This is a genomic window from Bradyrhizobium genomosp. I (2014) (assembly GCF_000261685.1).
Lineage (GTDB): Bacteria > Pseudomonadota > Alphaproteobacteria > Rhizobiales > Xanthobacteraceae > Bradyrhizobium.
On sequence record NZ_AJQE01000259.1, the window covers coordinates 1 to 17,595 of the forward strand.

20 protein-coding genes are annotated in these 17,595 nt (G+C 65.2%); 14 read left to right on the forward strand and 6 right to left on the reverse strand.

Translation table 11 applies throughout. The features are described 5' to 3' along the window. Together IC50_RS23980 and IC50_RS23985 are read right to left on the reverse strand one after the other, a co-directional pair. A partial coding sequence (locus IC50_RS23980; protein WP_035710483.1) for a histidine--tRNA ligase occupies positions 1-1,039 on the reverse strand: 1,039 nt, incomplete at its 3' end. 190 nt (positions 1,040-1,229) lie between these two features. Further along, on the reverse strand, positions 1,230-2,312 hold the full coding sequence (locus IC50_RS23985) for a branched-chain amino acid aminotransferase (RefSeq protein WP_035710484.1): 1,083 nt from the start codon (positions 2,310-2,312) through the stop codon (positions 1,230-1,232). Between the two features lie 338 nt (positions 2,313-2,650). Here IC50_RS23985 and IC50_RS23990 point away from each other — a divergent pair, with 338 nt between their 5' ends. From IC50_RS23990 to IC50_RS24000, 3 genes are read left to right on the forward strand one after another with little or no spacing between them, the layout of a single operon-like run. Beyond that, the gene (locus tag IC50_RS23990; RefSeq protein WP_050991076.1) at positions 2,651-3,193 is read left to right on the forward strand and encodes a MarR family transcriptional regulator; all 543 of its coding nucleotides are present in this window, start codon (positions 2,651-2,653) and stop codon (positions 3,191-3,193) included. Then, positions 3,190-3,921, forward strand: a complete 732-nt coding sequence (locus IC50_RS23995; protein ID WP_035710486.1) for a response regulator — start codon at positions 3,190-3,192, stop codon at positions 3,919-3,921. The genes IC50_RS23990 and IC50_RS23995 overlap by 4 nt, the downstream gene beginning before the upstream one ends. 18 nt (positions 3,922-3,939) lie before the next feature. Next, a complete protein-coding gene (locus IC50_RS24000; protein ID WP_035710488.1) occupies positions 3,940-5,328 on the forward strand; it encodes an ATP-binding protein in 1,389 nt (462 codons plus the stop codon). A gap of 28 nt (positions 5,329-5,356) precedes the next feature. Here IC50_RS24000 and IC50_RS24005 read toward each other — a convergent pair whose 3' ends face one another. Next, positions 5,357-5,887, reverse strand: coding sequence for a DUF3617 domain-containing protein (locus IC50_RS24005; protein WP_035710489.1), 531 nt, complete (start codon positions 5,885-5,887; stop codon positions 5,357-5,359). A 43-nt stretch (positions 5,888-5,930) separates the two neighbouring features. Next, positions 5,931-6,224, reverse strand: a complete 294-nt coding sequence (locus IC50_RS24010; RefSeq protein WP_035710490.1) for a hypothetical protein — start codon at positions 6,222-6,224, stop codon at positions 5,931-5,933. A 183-nt stretch (positions 6,225-6,407) separates the two neighbouring features. On the opposite strand from IC50_RS24010, the gene IC50_RS24015 reads away from it, so the two are divergent. From IC50_RS24015 to IC50_RS24030, 4 genes are all read left to right on the forward strand, one after another. Continuing rightward, complete coding sequence (locus IC50_RS24015; protein ID WP_035710493.1) at positions 6,408-6,869, forward strand: hypothetical protein; 462 nt, start codon at positions 6,408-6,410, stop codon at positions 6,867-6,869. 133 nt (positions 6,870-7,002) lie between these two features. Continuing rightward, positions 7,003-7,695, forward strand: coding sequence for a ribonuclease T2 family protein (locus IC50_RS24020; RefSeq protein WP_035710494.1), 693 nt, complete (start codon positions 7,003-7,005; stop codon positions 7,693-7,695). 157 nt (positions 7,696-7,852) lie between these two features. Continuing rightward, the gene (locus tag IC50_RS24025) at positions 7,853-8,725 is read left to right on the forward strand and encodes a 23S rRNA (adenine(2030)-N(6))-methyltransferase RlmJ (protein WP_035710497.1); all 873 of its coding nucleotides are present in this window, start codon (positions 7,853-7,855) and stop codon (positions 8,723-8,725) included. Between the two features lie 252 nt (positions 8,726-8,977). Further along, on the forward strand, positions 8,978-9,193 hold the full coding sequence (locus IC50_RS24030; protein ID WP_008544396.1) for a cold-shock protein: 216 nt from the start codon (positions 8,978-8,980) through the stop codon (positions 9,191-9,193). A gap of 97 nt (positions 9,194-9,290) precedes the next feature. On the opposite strand, the gene IC50_RS24035 is transcribed toward IC50_RS24030, so the two are convergent. Beyond that, a complete protein-coding gene (locus IC50_RS24035) occupies positions 9,291-9,914 on the reverse strand; it encodes an outer membrane protein (protein WP_035710499.1) in 624 nt (207 codons plus the stop codon). Between the two features lie 251 nt (positions 9,915-10,165). Between IC50_RS24035 and uvrC the strand changes: the two genes are divergently transcribed. From uvrC to IC50_RS24070, 7 genes are all read left to right on the forward strand, one after another. Next, positions 10,166-12,235 carry an excinuclease ABC subunit UvrC gene (gene uvrC / locus IC50_RS24040; protein ID WP_035710502.1) on the forward strand — a complete coding sequence of 690 codons (2,070 nt, stop codon included), beginning with the start codon at positions 10,166-10,168 and terminating at the stop codon, positions 12,233-12,235. Positions 12,236-12,393: 158 nt separating this feature from the next. Continuing rightward, positions 12,394-13,011 carry a CDP-diacylglycerol--glycerol-3-phosphate 3-phosphatidyltransferase gene (gene pgsA, locus IC50_RS24045; RefSeq protein ID WP_035710505.1) on the forward strand — a complete coding sequence of 206 codons (618 nt, stop codon included), beginning with the start codon at positions 12,394-12,396 and terminating at the stop codon, positions 13,009-13,011. Further along, positions 13,008-13,259 carry a molybdopterin converting factor subunit 1 gene (moaD, locus tag IC50_RS24050; RefSeq protein WP_035710508.1) on the forward strand — a complete coding sequence of 84 codons (252 nt, stop codon included), beginning with the start codon at positions 13,008-13,010 and terminating at the stop codon, positions 13,257-13,259. The genes pgsA and moaD overlap by 4 nt, the downstream gene beginning before the upstream one ends. Positions 13,260-13,262: 3 nt before the next feature. Continuing rightward, positions 13,263-13,745: a molybdenum cofactor biosynthesis protein MoaE gene (locus IC50_RS24055; protein WP_035710509.1), complete on the forward strand. Its 483-nt coding sequence runs from the start codon at positions 13,263-13,265 to the stop codon at positions 13,743-13,745. Then, the gene (prmB, locus tag IC50_RS24060) at positions 13,745-14,704 is read left to right on the forward strand and encodes a 50S ribosomal protein L3 N(5)-glutamine methyltransferase (protein ID WP_035710511.1); all 960 of its coding nucleotides are present in this window, start codon (positions 13,745-13,747) and stop codon (positions 14,702-14,704) included. The genes IC50_RS24055 and prmB overlap by 1 nt, the downstream gene beginning before the upstream one ends. A gap of 90 nt (positions 14,705-14,794) precedes the next feature. Beyond that, entirely contained in the window at positions 14,795-15,376 is a 582-nt protein-coding gene (locus tag IC50_RS24065; RefSeq protein ID WP_035710513.1) for a phage holin family protein, read from the forward strand. Next, a complete protein-coding gene (locus IC50_RS24070) occupies positions 15,377-16,507 on the forward strand; it encodes a YihY/virulence factor BrkB family protein (protein WP_035710515.1) in 1,131 nt (376 codons plus the stop codon). A 48-nt stretch (positions 16,508-16,555) separates the two neighbouring features. Here the strand turns inward: IC50_RS24070 and IC50_RS24075 are convergent, their stop codons facing one another. After that, positions 16,556-17,437 (reverse strand): class I SAM-dependent methyltransferase, encoded by an 882-nt coding sequence (locus IC50_RS24075; RefSeq protein WP_244429634.1) that lies wholly within the window; start codon positions 17,435-17,437, stop codon positions 16,556-16,558. Between the last annotated feature and the right edge of the window lie 158 nt (positions 17,438-17,595).

Sequence of the window (17,595 nt, forward strand, 5' to 3'; positions counted from 1 at the left end):
CGTAGCGCCCGCCGCCACCAACCGAGCCGAACCGCACCGGGCGGCCCTTCTCGTCCTTGGTGTCGAGCAGGAGTTCGACCTCGTAGACGGGGCCGGTGTAGTATTCGAGACCGCGGACGACGGAGGGATCGATCTTGATGCGATCCGCACCGTAACCCGAGGCCGCAACCAGCTTGGCGATCTCATCCAATTCGCTCACGCCGGCCTGACCAATTTCGCTCTTGGCGAGGTAAGTTTCTGCCGCAGCAACGGCCTCTTTCCAATCGTCGCGCGGCTTGGTGATGGCGAGAACAACGTCAGCTTCCGCCGCGCTCAGGTTGGCGCCCTTCGTGAAGTCGCCCTTGCCTTCTTCACCGCCGTCCCATCGTCCGGGACCGAGCAGCTTGCGCACTTCGTCGGTGGAGAACTTGTCGAGCTTGTCGATCGCGCGCAGCACGGTCAGCCTGCGGCCTGCGTTCTCGTCACCGGCGAGCCCAATGGCTTCCAGAACTCCGTCGAGCACCTTGCGGTTGTTCACCTTCACGACGTATTGGCCGCGCGCGATGCCGAGCGCTTCCATCGTGTCCGCCGCCATCATGCAGATCTCGGCGTCGGCCGCGGGCGTTGCCGAGCCGACCGTGTCGGCGTCGAACTGCATGAACTGGCGGAAGCGGCCGGGGCCGGGCTTCTCGTTGCGGAAGACATAGCCGACGCGGTAGCTGCGGTAGGGCAGGACCAGACCGTCGGTGCCGTAGCGCTCGCCGACATAGCGCGCCAGCGGCGCGGTCAGGTCGTAGCGCAAGCTGATCCACTGCTCGTCGTCGTCCTGGAACGAGAACACGCCCTCGTTCGGACGATCCTGGTCGGGCAGGAACTTGCCGAGCGCGTCGGTGTATTCCATCGCCGGCGTCTCCACCGGCTCGAAGCCGTAGAGCTCGTAGACGGCGCGGATCTTCTCGACCATCTCGCGCGTCGCCCGGATCGCGGCGGGATCGCGATCCTCGAGCCCGCGCGGCAGGCGCGCCTTCAGTTTCTGGGATTTCTTGGGTTTCTCGGCCATGCGCGGCGTTTACCAGCCGGGGCGCGGGGCGGCAACCGGGGTGTTCTCATCGTGTCAGATCCCAGCCGGCGTTCCCCGGATGCAGCGCAGCGCGCCGCCTCTTGGCGGCGTGCTGCGCTGCTGATCCGGGGTCCAGCCACTGGCACTCTGGGTCCCGGCTCGCGCTTTGCGCGTCCGGGACACGAGAGCCTCAAAACACCTTGCGGATCCAGTTGTGCGGATCGTTGGTGCGGCCGTACTGGATGTCGACGAGCTGCTTGCGCAGGCCCATGGCGACGGGACCGGCGGCGCCGCCCGAGATCTCGAAATCGCCGCTCACCGAGCGCACCTTGCCGATCGGCGAGATCACGGCCGCGGTGCCGCAAGCGAAGGCTTCCTTGAGCCGGCCGCTCGCCGCATCCTTGCGCCACTGGTCGAGCGAGTACGGCTCCTCACGCACGGTCTTGCCGGCATCGCGGGCCAGCGTGATGATGGAATCGCGGGTGATGCCCGGCAGGATGGTGCCCAGCGGCGGCGTCGAAAGCGAGCCGTCGTCGAACACGAAGAACACGTTCATGCCTCCGAGCTCCTCGATGTAGCGGCGCTCGACCGCGTCGAGGAAGACAACCTGATCGCAGCCGTGCTGGATCGCCTCGGCCTGGGCGCGCAGGCTCGCGGCGTAGTTGCCGCCGCACTTGACGGCGCCGGTGCCGCCGATCGCGGCGCGCGTGTAGTTCTCGGACACCCAGATCGACACCGGCGCTGGCCCGCCCTTGAAGTAGGAGCCGACCGGCGAGGCGATGACGGAAAAGATGTATTCCGATGACGGCTTGACTCCGAGAAAGGTCTCGCTCGCGATCATGAAGGGGCGCAGGTAAAGGCTGCCCTCGCCGCCCGGAATCCAGGCGCGGTCGATGCGCACGACCTGCTCCACCGCCTCGATGAAGACGTCTTCCGGAAGCTGGGCCATTGCCATGCGGTCGGCCGAGTCCCTGAAGCGCCGCGCGTTGGCATCGGGACGGAACAGGTTCACCCCGCCGTCGTCGCGCTTGTAGGCCTTCAGGCCCTCGAAGATTTCCTGGGCGTAGTGCAGGACGGCGCCGGCCGGATCCAGCGGGAAGTTGGCGCGTGCCTCGATCCGCTCCTCATACCAGCCGCCCCTGGCCTGGTTGTAGCGAACGATCGCCATGTGATCGGTGAAGACCCGTCCGAAGCCGGGGTCCACCAGCTTGGCGACGCGGTCCTTCTCGGGGGTCGGATTGGATGCGGGCTGGATGTCGAATGTCATGCTCATGTTCCTTGCCTCCCGCTGCCGGTGGCGGCGCTGTTCTGGCGCCCGCCTTGCCCGCTTCGGGGCCCGGCTGGCTTGATTGGTTTCCGCCGGACCACCGCCAGCCTTGTTACGGCCGGTTTCCGTGGCCAGCATGTCATCGAGGACATGCTTTTGCGGAAGGCGGAAGTCCAGTATGTTTTGTCGAAATGCCGCTCGACAATCGCACGGTAGATCTGATCCGGCCGTCGTCGCCTGTCCGGCTCTCTCCGGCCACCTTGCTCCGATCCACCCGACGCGAAGCGATCTAAAATTTCGTGTAGGGCGATCGTTTTGTAACATTGAACCCAATATACGTCAATATGCCTGACATAAATTTCGCAACTTCCTCTCACGACGCTGCCGAGCCCAAGCCCGCCGCAGACGGCGGAGGCAATTTGCGCTGGGATATCATCGAGCTGCTGTTCTTCGCCTATCGCGACTTCGTCGGCGATCCCGATCAGGAGCTGGAGGCGTTCGGCTTCGGCCGCGCCCACCACCGGGTCATCCATTTCGTCTACCGCTATCCTGGCCTCAAGGTCGCCGACCTGCTCGACGTCCTGCGCATCACCAAACAGTCGCTCGGCCGGGTGCTCAAGCAGCTCCTGGACGAGGGCTATATCGTGCAGAAGACCGGCGACAATGACCGCCGCCAGCGCCTGCTCTACGCCACAGCGAAGGGCGAGGCGCTGGTGCAGAAGCTCGCCGGGCTCCAGACCACGCGGATCACCAAGGCGCTCGCGGAGATAGCTCCGCAGGACGCCGAGACCGTGAAGCGCTTCCTGCGCGCGATGATCGACCGCGACGATCCGGACAAGGTGCTCGAGACGATCTTCGCTTCCGTCAACCACGACGCCAAGGAGTGACCGTGCCGCTCGCTGCCACGCTCGCCCGCCCGCCGGTGCAACCCGCCGACGATGCCCCGCATCTGCTGCTGGTCGACGACGACCGCCGCATCCGCGATCTGCTCTCGCGCTTTCTCGCCAGTGAAGGCTACCGCGTCACCACCGCGGCGAGCGCCGGCGATGCACGCTCGAAACTGCTGGGCCTGCATTTCGATCTCCTGATCCTCGACGTCATGATGCCCGGCGAGACCGGCTTCGATCTTGCGCGCTTCATCCGGACCTCTTCCTCGGTGCCGATCGTGATGCTGACGGCGCGGCATGAAGCGGAGGCGCGCATCGAGGGCTTGCAGATCGGCGCCGACGATTACGTGGCAAAGCCGTTCGAGCCGCGCGAGCTTGCGCTACGCATCAACAACATCCTCAAGCGCGCCGCGCCGCCGCAGCAGGCCGCGACCGTGGAGAAAATTGCCTTCGGCCCCTACGTCTACCATCTCGAGCGCGGCGAATTGCGCCAGGGCGAGGAGGTCATCCACCTCACCGACCGCGAGCGCGAAATGCTGCGGATTCTCTCGGAAACACCGGGCGAGACCGTGCCGCGCAGCGCACTCACCGGCAACGGCAGCGTCAACGAGCGCGCCGTCGACGTGCAGATCAACCGCCTCAGGCGCAAGATTGAGACCGACCCCGCCAATCCGCTGTTCCTCCAGGCGGTGCGCGGCATCGGCTACCGGCTGGTGGCCTCGCCATAGATCAGTGAAGCGCGACCGATGAGCACGATCGATACCGGCCTGACGCTTCTGAAGAGCGCCGCCGGGCGCGTCTCCGCCGCCAATGGCTGGATGGGCAACGCGTTCAAGGGCTGGATGCCGACCGGCCTCTACGCCCGCGCGCTCCTCATCATGATCGTGCCGATGGTGGTGCTGCAATCGGTCGTGGCCTTCGTCTTCATGGAGCGGCACTGGAACACGGTGACGCGCCGGTTGTCCGCCGCGGTGGTGCAGGACATCGCCGCGCTGATCGACGTCTACAAGGGCTATCCGCAAGACAAGGATCGCGACCAGATCCGCCGCATCGCCCAGCAGCGCCTCGGCCTCGTCGTCGACTTCCTGCCCGCCGGTGACATGCCGCCGCCGGGACCGAAGCCGTTCTTCTCGCTGCTCGACCAGACGCTGTCGGTACAGCTCGGCCGCCAGATCGGGCGCTCGTTCTGGATCGATACCGTCGGCCGTTCCAATCTCGTCGAGATCCGCATCCAGCTCGACGATGCCGTGATGCGCGTGTTCGCGCAGCGCAGCGCCGCCTATGCCTCCAATTCGGAGATCTTCCTGTTCTGGATGGTCGGCACGTCCTCCATCCTCTTGATCGTCGCGGTGCTGTTCCTGCGCAACCAGATCAAGCCGATCCTGCGCCTTGCTGACGCCGCCGAAAGCTTCGGCAAGGGCCGCGAGGCGCCGAACTTCAGGCCGCGCGGCGCGCGCGAGGTGCGGCGCGCGGCGGTCGCCTTCCTCGAGATGAAATCGCGCATCGAGCGCACAATGGAGCAGCGCACCGCGATGCTCGCCGGCGTCAGCCACGATCTGCGCACCATCCTGACCCGCTTCAAGCTCGAGCTCGCGCTGATCGGCGACAGCCCCGAGCTCGAGGGCATGCGCAAGGATGTCGACGAGATGTCGATGATGCTGGAGGATTACCTCGCCTTCGCCCGCGGCGATTCCGGCGAGCAGTCGCAGCCGACCGACATGGCCCAGGCCCTCGAAGAGTTGCGCAGCGATGCCGAACGCCACGGCCACAACGCGACCGTCGCATTCCACGGCCTGCCCGTGGTGACGGTGAAGCCGGCCTCGTTCAAGCGCTGCCTCGCCAACCTCATCACCAACGCGGCGCGCTACGGCAGGAACATCGCCATCACCGGCCAGCGCGATCACCGTTATTTGACCGTCACCATCGACGACGACGGCCCGGGCATTCCCGCTCACTTGCGCGAAGAAGTGTTCAAGCCGTTCCTGCGGCTGGACAACGCGCGCAACCAGGACGAAGGCGGCACCGGCCTTGGCCTTGCCATCGCCCGCGACATCGCCCGCTCCCACGGCGGCGACATCACGCTGGGCGACAGCCCGATGGGTGGATTGAGGGCGAGCGTGAGGATTCCAGTGTAGCGGAATCTACCGCAACAAACTCTGGCGCCTACTTCGGCAGGAGCGCCTTCAGCTTGTCCATGTCGCGCATGTTCATCTTGAAGCCGCCGGGCATCACGATGTCGCCGGGCTTCTGGTCCGGCTTGCAGGCCCCTAACCACCTGGCTTGCAGCGTCATGGTGGTATCGCGGCCGGCCGCGCCGGCGACGCCGCCTTGCGCATGCGAGGTGGTCTTAACCGTATAGGCCGAGTTGAAATCGCCTGATATCTCGGCATGCGACGTCGTGTTTACGCCGGCGACGTTGCACTCGGAGTCGCTGACATAGCCGGTCGCGGTCTTCTTGATATCCTGCTTGGCGCAGATCTGCTTGGCCATCGGGGAGACGTTGTTGCTCATCTCCCTGTCGACGGTCTCGTCGGTGCAGTGCTGCATGGTCATCTCAGGCATGGGCGAGCCTGATGTGACCAGCTTCATTTCCCAAAGACCAGCCTTGCGCACCGGCAGGTCGTCGGCGCCGGCGCTGCCTGCCGACAACGAAAGGCAAAGCGTCGAGCCGAGCAAAGCGAGCTTGCGCGTCATGTGGGAGGCTCCCGGCCGAGAGTCGCGGCGTTACGACAGCGTCTCAGTAGAGCGTGCGGATCGGCCGCCCGGCGGCGCCGTAGGGCACCCAGCGGCAGGAGAACGAGATGTAACCGCCCTCATAGGCCTGCACTCCAAGAAACTTCACGACTTTGCCATAGCGTGCGCAGTGATCGACCGCGACCTGACGCGCGTCGACCTGGGACGCCATCGAATAGGCGATGATGCCGCCGGTGTCGTTGCCCTTGAACGGCGGTACCGGAAGGATATCGGCGCGCGCCGACTGGCTCGCCATCATACCCAGGGCCAGAAGGCCCGCGGCCGCAATGATTCGCATTCCCGTCACTCCAATTGGTTGGCTCCAGTCTACGGTGCCGGGATGGATGTGAAAAGAACGGAAGCCCCGCCGGCCGCGACCTCATGCTCAACTCCCGGCGAAGTGTTGCCGCGTTGCACTTGACCTCTTCCGGCCTTCGCGGCACGGTCCGACCTTCGCAAGACCTAGCTGTCTGGATTGACCATGCGCGCCCCCTCCCCGAAATCGCTTCGCTTTGCCGCCGTGCTCGGCCTCATGTTCGGGGCGCTGTCGCTTGGAGAGGCCAGGGCCGCCAATCCGCTTGAGATGAATTTCTGGCTGAGCGGGCCGCGCTATGACGGCAATGTTGTCGATTGCGACAAGGCACTGCCGACGATCGCCACCCAGTTCTGGGAGAAAGAAAGCTCGTTCTGGAATTCCTCGTTGAAGATCACCGGCTTCTCCGCCGTTCGCGAGGTCGCGTTCCGGCCCTGGCAGTCCGACAACATTCCGCGCCGCTATTGCACCGGCGACGCCATGCTCAATGACGGCAAGGTGCGCAAAGTGCACTTCTCGATCGCCGAGGATGCTGGCTTCGCCGGCTATGGCGATGGCGTCGAATGGTGCGTGGTCGGGCTCGATCGCAACTGGGCCTACAACCCGGCCTGCCGCGCCGCCAAGCCCTGATTGGAAAGCCCTGATTGGAGAGCCCTGGTTCGGCCCGGTCAAGCGGCCGAACGACCGGCGCCCGAAATTTGTTCTTGAAATGTTCACGTCGCCTGCTAGGCTCGCTTGCACAGTCTAGTTGAGGGGCGTCGCCATGTTTCATTCCAGATTGCGTTCGTTCTCCCGTCTTGTGATCTCACTCACCCTTGCCGCCGGGGTGGCGTCGCTCGCCGGTGGCGCCAAGGCCCAGGACAAGCGGCAGAACGCGCCGGGCGAGTTCGACTTCTATGTGCTGTCGCTGTCGTGGTCGCCCTCGTTCTGCGAGGAGACAGCCGAGCGCGGCGGCCGCTCCCAGATCCAGTGCGGTGGACGCCCCTACGCCTTTGTGGTGCATGGGCTCTGGCCGCAATATGAGAACGGTTTTCCGGAATACTGCCAGCGGCCGGCACCGCGGCTGAATCGCGGCATCGTCTCCTCGATGCTCGACCTGATGCCGGCGCCGGGCCTGATCTTCAACGAGTGGGACAAGCATGGCACCTGCTCGGGGCTCGAGGGCCGCAGCTATTTCGAGACGATCCGCAAGGCGCGCGCCGCGATCAAGATCCCGCCCGAATATCTCGATCTGTCGCAGGCCAAGACCGTGGCGCCGGCAGAGGTCGAGGAGGCCTTCATCAAGGCCAATCCGGGTCTCAGCAGTGCCGCCGTGTCGGTCACCTGCAACCGGACACGGCTCTCCGAGGTCCGCATCTGCCTCAGCAAGGATCTGCAATTCCGCGCCTGCGACGAGATCGAGCGCCGCGCCTGCCGCCGCGAGCAAGTGACGATGCCGCCGATCAGGGGAGGTTGAAGGCACAACACTCTGGTCGTCATTCCAGGGCGGTGCGCGAGCGCCGAACTATGGTGCGCAATTGCGCACCTGAAAATCTCGAGATTCCGGGCTCGCGCTTCGCGCGCCCCGGAACGACGGCAGTTACTTTCGTCTCGCGATGTCGTAACTCTCCGCCATGAACTACCGCCACGCCTTCCACGCCGGCAACTTCGCCGATGTCATCAAGCACATCGTGCTGGCTCGCATCCTCACATATTTGCAGGACAAGCCGGCGGCGTTCCGCGTCATCGACACCCATGCCGGCGCCGGCCTCTACAATCTCGACAGCGACGAGGCGCGCCGGGGCGGCGAATGGCTGACCGGCATTGCGCGGCTGCTGCAGGCGCGCCTGTCGAACGAGACCGCGGCGCTGACCAGGCCCTATCTCGACATCGTCCGCGCCTTCAATCCGAGGGGCGAACTCAAGGCCTATCCGGGTTCGCCGCTGATCGCGCGCGGCCTGCTCAGGCCGCAGGACCGGCTCGTCGCCTGCGAGCTCGAACCGAAGGCGCGGAAAGCGCTGATCGACGTGCTGCGCCGTGACGAACAGGCCCGCGTGGTCGATCTCGACGGCTGGGTGGCGCTGCCGGCCTTCGTGCCGCCGAAGGAGCGGCGCGGCCTCGTGCTGATCGACCCGCCCTTCGAGGCAAAGAACGAGTTCGAGCGGCTCGGCGAATCCTTCTCGGCGGCCTTCGCGAAATGGCCGACCGGTATCTATGTAATTTGGTATCCGGCCAAGAACCGGCGCGCCACCGACGCGCTTGCCCAAGCGGTCGCCCGGCTCGCAGCTGCAGCAAAACCGCCGGGCAAATGCCTGCGCCTCGAATTCAGCGTCGCGCCGCAAGCCGATGGCGGGGCCCTCACCTCTGCCGGGCTCCTGATCGTCAATCCGCCCTACACGCTGCAGGGCGAGCTCAAGACCATCCTGCCCGAGCTGGAAATGCCGCTCGGCCAGGGCGGGGCTGCCAGATTCCGATTGGAGGTGCCCAGCCTTAAAGCCAAGCCGTAACACTCCGGCATTCTTGGGAAAAATATGCAGGAGCGGTAGTCAATCTGGAGAGAACCGTATTATGCTGTTTGTGTGACTGGCTTTACGTTCCGCTTCCGCGAATGGTTGCGGCGGAGTGAAGGCCCCAAGAAAGATCCCGCCGGACCGATGAGGTCCGTCCAAGGATGGCCAGCTCCCGGGCTTCGTAAGGCCCGGTCATGTCGTGACGTGAGTCTGCGTCGCGACGGAGGAGCAATGAGGGGGAGTTTCCCGATGGCCATGACGGGAACGGTCAAGTTCTTCAACGGCGAGCGCGGCTACGGCTTCATCAAGCCCGACGACGGCGGCCGCGACGTCTTCGTGCACATTACTGCTGTGGAGCGGGCCGGACTAAAGGACCTTGCGGAAGGACAGCGCATAACTTTTGAAGTCGAACCGGACAAGAAGGGGAAGGGACCGAAGGCGGTCAATCTGGTCATCCTCTCCTAGCGGGCCCGACGCACAACGCTTGGCGCAATATTCGGCGCAAAAAATCCCGGCCGCGGGCGGCCGGGAGGTTGTTGTCCGGTATTTTCTTCTTCAGCTATCAGAAGCGATAGTTCACGCCTGCGCGCACCACGCTGGCGCTATAGCCGTTTGACACGCCCGTAATTGCGAACTGGCTGGTCGACAGATCGATGTAGAGATATTCGAGCTTGGCGCTCCAGTTCGGCGCGAGTCCCACCTCCGCGCCGGCACCAATGGTCCAGCCGGCGGTGGTGTGCGACTCCGTCCAGCCGAAGGTCTGCCCCCGCAGCTCGCCGAAGGCGAGGCCGGCGGTGCCGTAGAACAGCACGTTGCTGAAGGCATAGCCGGCGCGGCCGCGCAGGGTGCCGAACCACGGATTGGAGAACTTCCACGGCGCGAAGGTGTCGTCGGCGCCGGCGGCCTGGATGTCGCCCTCGACACCGAACACCCACGGGCCGTTCTGGAAATTGTAGCCGGCTTGCACACCGCCAACGAAGCCCGACGGCTTCGAAGGGTTGTTGTCGACCGAGCCCCATTCATAGCCGATGTTGCCGCCGAGATAGGGACCTGCCCAGCTATACGCATTGAGCGGTTGATTGACGGTATAGGGCGCCCGCTGCCCGTAATTGAGATCGGCGGCCTCTGCCGAAGCTGTCCAGCCGGCTGCAACCAACGCGGCCGCGCCCACAACGAGCCTCTTCATCACTCACTCCAACGCAACTGCCGCAACCCGTGCGATGCCTGCGCCGCCACGCGAGGCCAGACCGCATGGCTACGGAACCACCACTTTTTCGCGTAAGATTTATCGAGAGTTTTAAGTTAAAGGGCTGTTAAGCCGGGTTACCGTGCTGTTAACAGGCTTAAGCAAGCGTTACCGGGAACTGCGCCGGCCTCCCTGTGCGTGCGCCACGGCCGGAACTTCAAATCGGCACCCCCAGCGCCTAAATTCGCACCATGGTTCACGATTCCCCCGACAATCCGGACAACGCAGGTGCGCGCAAACCGGTGCACGTCACCGCGCCGGACGCCCCGCCCCAGGGGACGGAAATGGCGCCGCCGGACCTCGATCCCGCCAGCTCAGGCGGCGACGACGAGGACGATGCGCGGCTGCCGGATATCCTGGAAGAGAACGGCGCCGTCGGCGAGGGCCCGCTGGCAACCGGCCATGAGGCGATCGAGCGCGCGGTCCGGCTCGCCCCCACCTCGCCCGGCGTCTATCGCATGCTCAATGCGAATGCCGACGTGCTCTATGTCGGCAAGGCCAAGAACGTCAAAAAGCGCCTCTCCAGTTATGCACGCCAGAGTGCGCCGCTTCCGGCCCGCATCCTGCGCATGATCGCCGCCACGGTTACCGTCGAGATCGTCTCGACCAATACCGAGACCGAGGCGCTGCTGCTGGAAGCCAACCTGATCAAGCAGCTGCGGCCGCGTTTCAACGTGCAGCTGCGCGACGACAAGTCGTTCCCCTACATCCTGATCACCGGCGACCATTGGGCGCCGCAGATCCTGAAACATCGCGGCGCGCAGACCCGGCCCGGGCGCTATTTCGGCCCGTTCGCCTCGGCGGGTGCCGTGAACCGCACCATCACCGCGCTGCAGCGCGCGTTCCTGATCCGCTCCTGCACCGATTCCTTCTTCGAAAGCCGCACCCGGCCCTGCCTGCTCTACCAGATCCGCCGCTGCGCAGGTCCCTGCACCCGCGAGATCGACTTCCCCGGCTACACAACGCTGGTGCGCGAGGCGACCGACTTCCTGTCGGGCAAGAGCCATGCGGTGAAGCAGGAGCTTGCCGGCGAGATGGAGAAGGCGGCCAGTGAGCTCGAATTCGAGCGCGCCGCGCTCTACCGCGACCGCCTCGCCGCACTGTCGGCGATCCAGTCGCAGCAGGGCATCAATCCGCGCACGGTGGAAGAAGCCGACGTGTTCGCCATCCACCAGGAGGGCGGTTTCTCCTGCGTCGAGGTGTTCTTCTTCCGCACCGGCCAGAACTGGGGCAACCGCGCCTATTTCCCGCGCGCGGAAAAGACCTTTACACCGGAAGAAGTGCTCGGCTCGTTCCTCGCCCAGTTCTACGACGACAAGCCGCCGCCGAGGAACATCCTGCTCTCGCATGAGATCGAGGAGAGCGAGTTGCTCGCCAACGCGCTGTCGATCAAGGCCGGCCACAAGGTCGAGGTCGCAGCGCCCAAGCGCGGCGAGAAGAAGGAGCTGGTCACCCACGCGCTGACCAATGCGCGCGAGGCGCTCGGCCGCAAGCTCGCGGATACCGCGACGCAGAGCCGGCTGCTGGATGCCATGGCCGCGACGCTGAACCTGCCGCACCCGCCCAAGCGCATCGAGGTCTACGACAACAGCCACATCCAGGGCACCAATGCGGTCGGCGCCATGATCGTCGCCGGTCCCGACGGCTTCGTGAAGAACCAGTACCGCAAGTTCAACATCAAGTCGGAAGGGATCACGCCCGGCGACGACTTCGCCATGATGCGCGAGGTGCTGGAGCGCCGCTTCAAGCGCCTGATCAACCCGCCCGAGGACGCCGGCACCAAGGCCAAGGACGACGACTTCCCGCAATGGCCCGACCTCGTGATCATCGACGGCGGCCGCGGGCAGCTCAATGCCGTCCGCGAGATCTTTGCCAATCTCGGCCTGAACCAAGTGTCGCTGATGTCGGTCGCCAAGGGGCCGGACCGGGATGCCGGCCGCGAGACCCTGTTCATGCCGGAACGCGAGGCCATCAAGCTCGAGCCGCGCGATCCCGTGCTCTATTTCATCCAGCGCCTGCGCGACGAGGCCCACCGCTTTGTCATCGGCTCGCACCGCAAGCTGCGCAAGAAGGACATCCGCGAGGCCGGTTTGCAGGAGATTCCGGGTATCGGCCCGTCACGCAAACGTGCCCTGCTGCATCATTTCGGCACCCTGAAGGAGATTGAACGAGCCTCGATCGCCGATCTCGGCAAGGTTCCAGGGGTGAGTGCCGAGAGCGCCCGCAGGATTTTCGAGTATTTCCATCCCCAGCCGGGGTGAACTAAAGGGGACCCAAGGGTAGCCTTGGTCAAGGGTAGCCTTTGTCAAGGGTAGCCTTGGTCATCAAGGGTAGCCTTGGTCATATGGTCGTCGCATCCCGCGTCGCATTTGGGAGCAGGACGGTTGACCTTCAGGCTTGAGCGGTATTGGTAGGACGGATGAACATCGCCACGACACGAGGGACCACCAGCCGCGCGATGTCCCTCCCCAACATCCTGACCTATGGCCGGATCGCCGCGATTCCGGTCGTGGTCGGATGCATCTATGCGCAGTCGATTCTGGATCAGCCGCTCTGGCTGCGCTGGCTCGCGGTCGCCATCTTCATCGCGGCCGGGGTGACCGATTACCTCGACGGCTACTACGCGCGGATCTGGAATCAGCAATCGGCATTCGGCCGCATGCTCGATCCGATCGCCGACAAGCTGCTGGTCGCCTCCTGCCTGCTGATGCTTGCCGCTGACGGCATCATCCACGGCTGGTCGCTGTGGGCCGCCATCGTGATCCTGTGCCGCGAGATCCTGGTCTCGGGCCTGCGCGAATATCTCGCCGCGCTGCGCGTCAGCGTGCCGGTAACGAAGCTTGCCAAGTGGAAGACCACGGTCCAGCTGGTTGCGATCGGCTTCCTGCTCGCCGGCCCGGCTGGCGACGAGGTGGTGCCCTTAGTCTCGATGATCGGACTGGCGCTGCTGTGGGCCTCGGCGATCCTCACCATCTATACCGGCTACGACTATTTCCGCGCGGGCATCCATCACCTCATCAAGGAGGACGAGGGATGAAGGTGAAGTATTTCGCCTGGGTGCGCGAGCGCGTCGGCAAGGCCGAGGAGACGATCGAGCCGCCCGCCACCGTGCGCACCGTGGAGGAGCTGATCGCCTGGCTGTCCGGCCAGGGCGACGCCTACGCCCATGCGTTCGAGAAGCCGAAGGTGATCCGCGCCGCGATCGACCACGCCCACGTCAGATCAGACGCCGCGATCGCGGGTGCCCGCGAGATCGCGTTCTTCCCGCCGATGACCGGCGGTTAGGCCATGACCTCCGCCGTCACCGCCTGTCCCGTCACCATCCGCATCCAGGAAGATGATTTCGACATCGCGCGCGAGATCGCGGTCCTGACCAGGAGCCGCACCGACATCGGCGCGGTCGTGAGCTTCTCCGGCATCTGCCGCGCCGACGAGGACGGCGCCAAGGTCGCCGCGCTGACGCTGGAGCATTATCCCGGCATGGCCGAGGAAGAGATCAAACGCCATGCCGACGAGGCCACAACGCGCTGGCCACTGAACGGCGTCACCGTCATCCACCGCGTCGGCCGCTTCATGCCGGGCCAGAACATCGTGCTGGTGCTGACCGCCTCGCAGCACCGGCAGGCCGCATTCCAGGCAGCCGAGTTCCTGATGGATTATCTCAAGACCAGTGCGCCGTTCTGGAAGAAGGAAGAGAGCGCCACCGGCACCGGCTGGGTCGAGGCCCACGCCCGAGACGACGAAGCCGCCGCGCGCTGGACGAAATCCTGATGGCAAAAGTCTCGAAAAAACCCGCGCGCGGCCGCGCGGCGCCGAAGCTTGCGAAAGTCGGACGCGGCGAGCTCCTCACGCTGCTCGACTTCGTCCGCTATGCGGTGAGCCGCTTCGTCGAAGCCAAGCTCGCCTTTGCCCACGGCACCACCGATCCGGTCGCGGAAGCCGCCTTCCTGGTCTGCGAGGCGCTGCATCTCAATCCCGAACAGTTCGAGATCTTTGCCAACGCTCGCGTCACCGCCGCGGAAGGCAAGACCATCCTCGATCTGATTCATCGGCGCGTCACCACGCGCAAACCGGCTGCCTATCTCATCAACAAGATCTACATGCGCGGCCTGCCCTTCTATGTCGACGAGCGCGTCATCGTTCCGCGCTCCTTCATCGGCGAGCTCCTGGATTCGCATTTCGGCGCCGGCGGCGAGGCGGGCTCGCTGATCGACGACCCCACGGCGGTCGAGCGCGTGCTCGATCTCTGCACGGGCTCGGGATGCCTCGCGATCCTCGCGGCGCATCATTTCCCGAACGCCACCGTCGACGCCGTCGATATCTCCAAGGGCGCGCTCGAAGTCGCTGCGCGCAATGTCGGCGAATACGGGCTCGAGGACCGGATCAGTCTCTATCGCGGCGACCTGTTCGCCCCGCTCGGCGACAACAGATACGACCTGATCATCACCAACCCGCCTTACGTCGATGCCGAAGGCATGGCGGCGCTGCCGCCGGAGTGCCGGGCCGAGCCGAAGCTCGCGTTCGACGGCGGCGCCGACGGTCTCGACGTGGTGCGCCGCATTCTGCGCGATGCGTCCGATCACCTGACGCCGGAAGGCGGGCTGATCTGCGAGATCGGCCGCGGCCGCGAGTTGGTCGACGACGCCTTTCCGGAACTGCCGCTGCTCTGGCTGGACACCGAGGATTCCGAGGGCGAGGTGTTCTGGATCGCAGCCGCCGATCTCGGCTGATCCATCAGGGCCGCCTCACTTCGACGGAACAAGTCAAATTCCGCCACGTTCATCCCCAGACGCATTTTCTTGCTCTCGGAGGATGTCCTTATGCTCGCGCCATCGGGCGAACTGCTGCGCGCCGGCTTGGCGCTCAAGCTCAACCATCTCAAGCGCGCCACGCAATCATACTTGCGCGACCGTACCAGCCAGGCCACGGGACGGGCGACGTCCTACGCCGTCGCGGGCGGCCTGTTCGCAGTGGCCGGGCTGTTTGTGGTCGCAGCCTTCTTTGTCGGCCTGATCGCCCTCTACCGCTGGATCGCAATCACCTACGGACAATTCTGGGGCTTTGGCGCCGTCGGTGCGGTGCTGCTGGTGCTGGCCGCGATCTGCGTCGGCGTCGCCATGGCGATGATGAAGCGACCGACCAAGCCGATCGTGCCGCTTGCCAGCCGGATGCGCGTTGCGATCGCCACCCCGCGGATCCCGCGCGGAACGGTCAAGCAGGCCGTCAAAGAAGTCGCGACGACGATTCCCCTGGTGCCGCTCGCGCCCGGTGAGCGCGGCCATGGCAGAACCGCCTGGCCCACCAACCGCCCCGTGCAGCTTGGCCTGATGCTCGCGGCGATCGGGCTTGCGGGGTTTACGGCGGCGCGACGAAGGCGTCACCGTCAAAGACTGGACGCTTAAATGCCGGCGCGGCGCTCCGAGCAGATCGACTCATGCCTGCTGATGGCGGCGACGGCCGTCTTCGTGCTGACGGCGGAGCGCTACTTTCAGGACTCTGGCCTGATCGGGTCGGGACCTCCGCAAGACCACCGCAAAAGCGAAGCGAATTCACCGGAAACGCACCCGGCCGGTGCGGCAATGCAGCCCGGCCGCGGCCGCCGGGCGAGAAGTCCCATCGAGATCCCCTGGGCGGGCTGGAAGGATGTTGTCTGGCGGACCTATCAGCGCATCGACGAGGATCGCCTGCTCGCGACGGCGGGCGGCGTCGTCTTCTTCGGACTGCTCGCGATCTTCCCCGCAGTCACGGCGCTCGTCTCTTCCTATGGCCTGTTCGCCGATCCCGCGACAATCAGCGCCAACCTCCAGACGCTTGCGACGATGGTGCCCGAGAGCTCGTTCCAGATCATCGAGGATCAGGTCGCGCGCGTGGTATCCAACGGCAACACCACGCTGGGTGTCACGTTCTTGTTCGGCCTGCTGCTTGCGATCTGGAGCGCCAATGCCGGTGTCAAGGCGATCTTCGACGCGCTCAACGTCGCCTATGAAGAACGCGAGAAGCGCAGCTTCATCCGGCTCAATATGGTCTCGCTCGCCTTCACCGTCGGCGGCATCGTGGCGCTGCTGTTGATGGTGGGGGCCGTCGTCGCCTTTCCGCTTGCGCTCGATCATCTCGGCATGGCGCCTGAAAGCAAGCTGATCGTGGCACTGGCACGATGGCCGCTCCTGTTCCTGATCCTGCTCGTCGCACTCGCCATCCTCTATCGCTTCGCTCCCAGCCGTGACGCGCCGCGCTGGCAATGGCTGAGCCTCGGCGCCGTGACGGCTGCGATCCTCTGGATCACCGGTTCGGCCCTGCTCTCCTGGTACCTCTCGGAATTCGCCAATTACAATGCGACCTACGGCTCTCTTGGCGCTGCGATCGGCCTGATGATGTGGATGTGGATGTCGGCGATCGTCATCATGTTCGGCGCCGAGCTGAATTCGGAGATCGAGCGGCAGACGCTGCGCGACACGACCACCGGGCGACCGAAGCCGCTCGGCAGCCGCGAGGCCGTCTCGGCCGACACGGTCGGCGCCGCCGCGCCATATTGATCGGTGGCGGTCAGGCCGGAGGCCGGCCTGACCGCATCTCAGGCGCTATCAGCGCTTGGTGATCACGGCTTCCAGATATTCGCCGTGCACCACGATCGTGCCGTCGTCGGCGCGGTTGAACTCCTCGAGCAACGCCCGGAGGTCGCGCTTCAGCGCGGCCTGGCCGCCCTCGTCAAGCGCGGCAAACGCCTTCAGCGTAGGTCCGTAGAAGGTCTTGAAGATTTCGAGCCAGTGGTCCGGCGAACGATAGCGGAACACGAACATGCGCGGCTCGGCGGCGATCTCCGAAGCCTGGCTTGCGAACATCTCTTCCAGCCGCGCCGCCGTGCCCCACAGCGCCGGCGACTTCACCCCCGCCGGCGGCGGCAAATGCCTGCCGATGGTCTTGAACAACTGGCCGATGAAACCTTGCGGCGTCCAGTTGGCGAGGCCAATCTTGCCGCCGGATTTGCAGACCCGCGCGAGCTCGGAGGCCGCCTTGTCCTGATCCGGCGTGAACATCACGCCGAAGGTCGAGAGCACGACGTCGTAGCTGGCGTCGGCGAATGGCAGCGCTTCGGCATCCGCCTCGCGGAACTCGACCATGAGATGTTCGGCCGCCGCGCGCTCGCGCCCGCGCTTGAGCAGCGCCGGTACGTAATCGGTGGACGTGACGTCACACCAGCGCCGCGCCGCGGCCAGCGTCGCATTGCCGTTGCCGGCGGCGACGTCCAGCACTTTGCTGCCGGCGCGTAGGTCGATTGCCTCACAGAGCTGTTCCCCGACGATCTGCAGGGTGGTGCCGACCACGGCATAGTCGCCCGACGACCAGGCGCCGTGCTGGCGCTGCTTGACGGCGGCGAGATCAGGTTGGGTTGGGGCTGGCTTGGTGCGGCGGATGTCGACATGGCAATCTCCTGCGGTTGAAGATGCCGGAACGATAGGGCGCATACGGCTCGCTGGCCTTGAGAGCGGCGTTATTTTACGCTGAGAGCGCCTTGATTTCCGGACGGGGGCCGCCGGCGAGCCTGACATGGGCTGCGAGACAGTCGCTATCCCCTCGAATCAACAATGATGTTAGGGTCGTGCGTGTTTGGGGAGCATGTGGC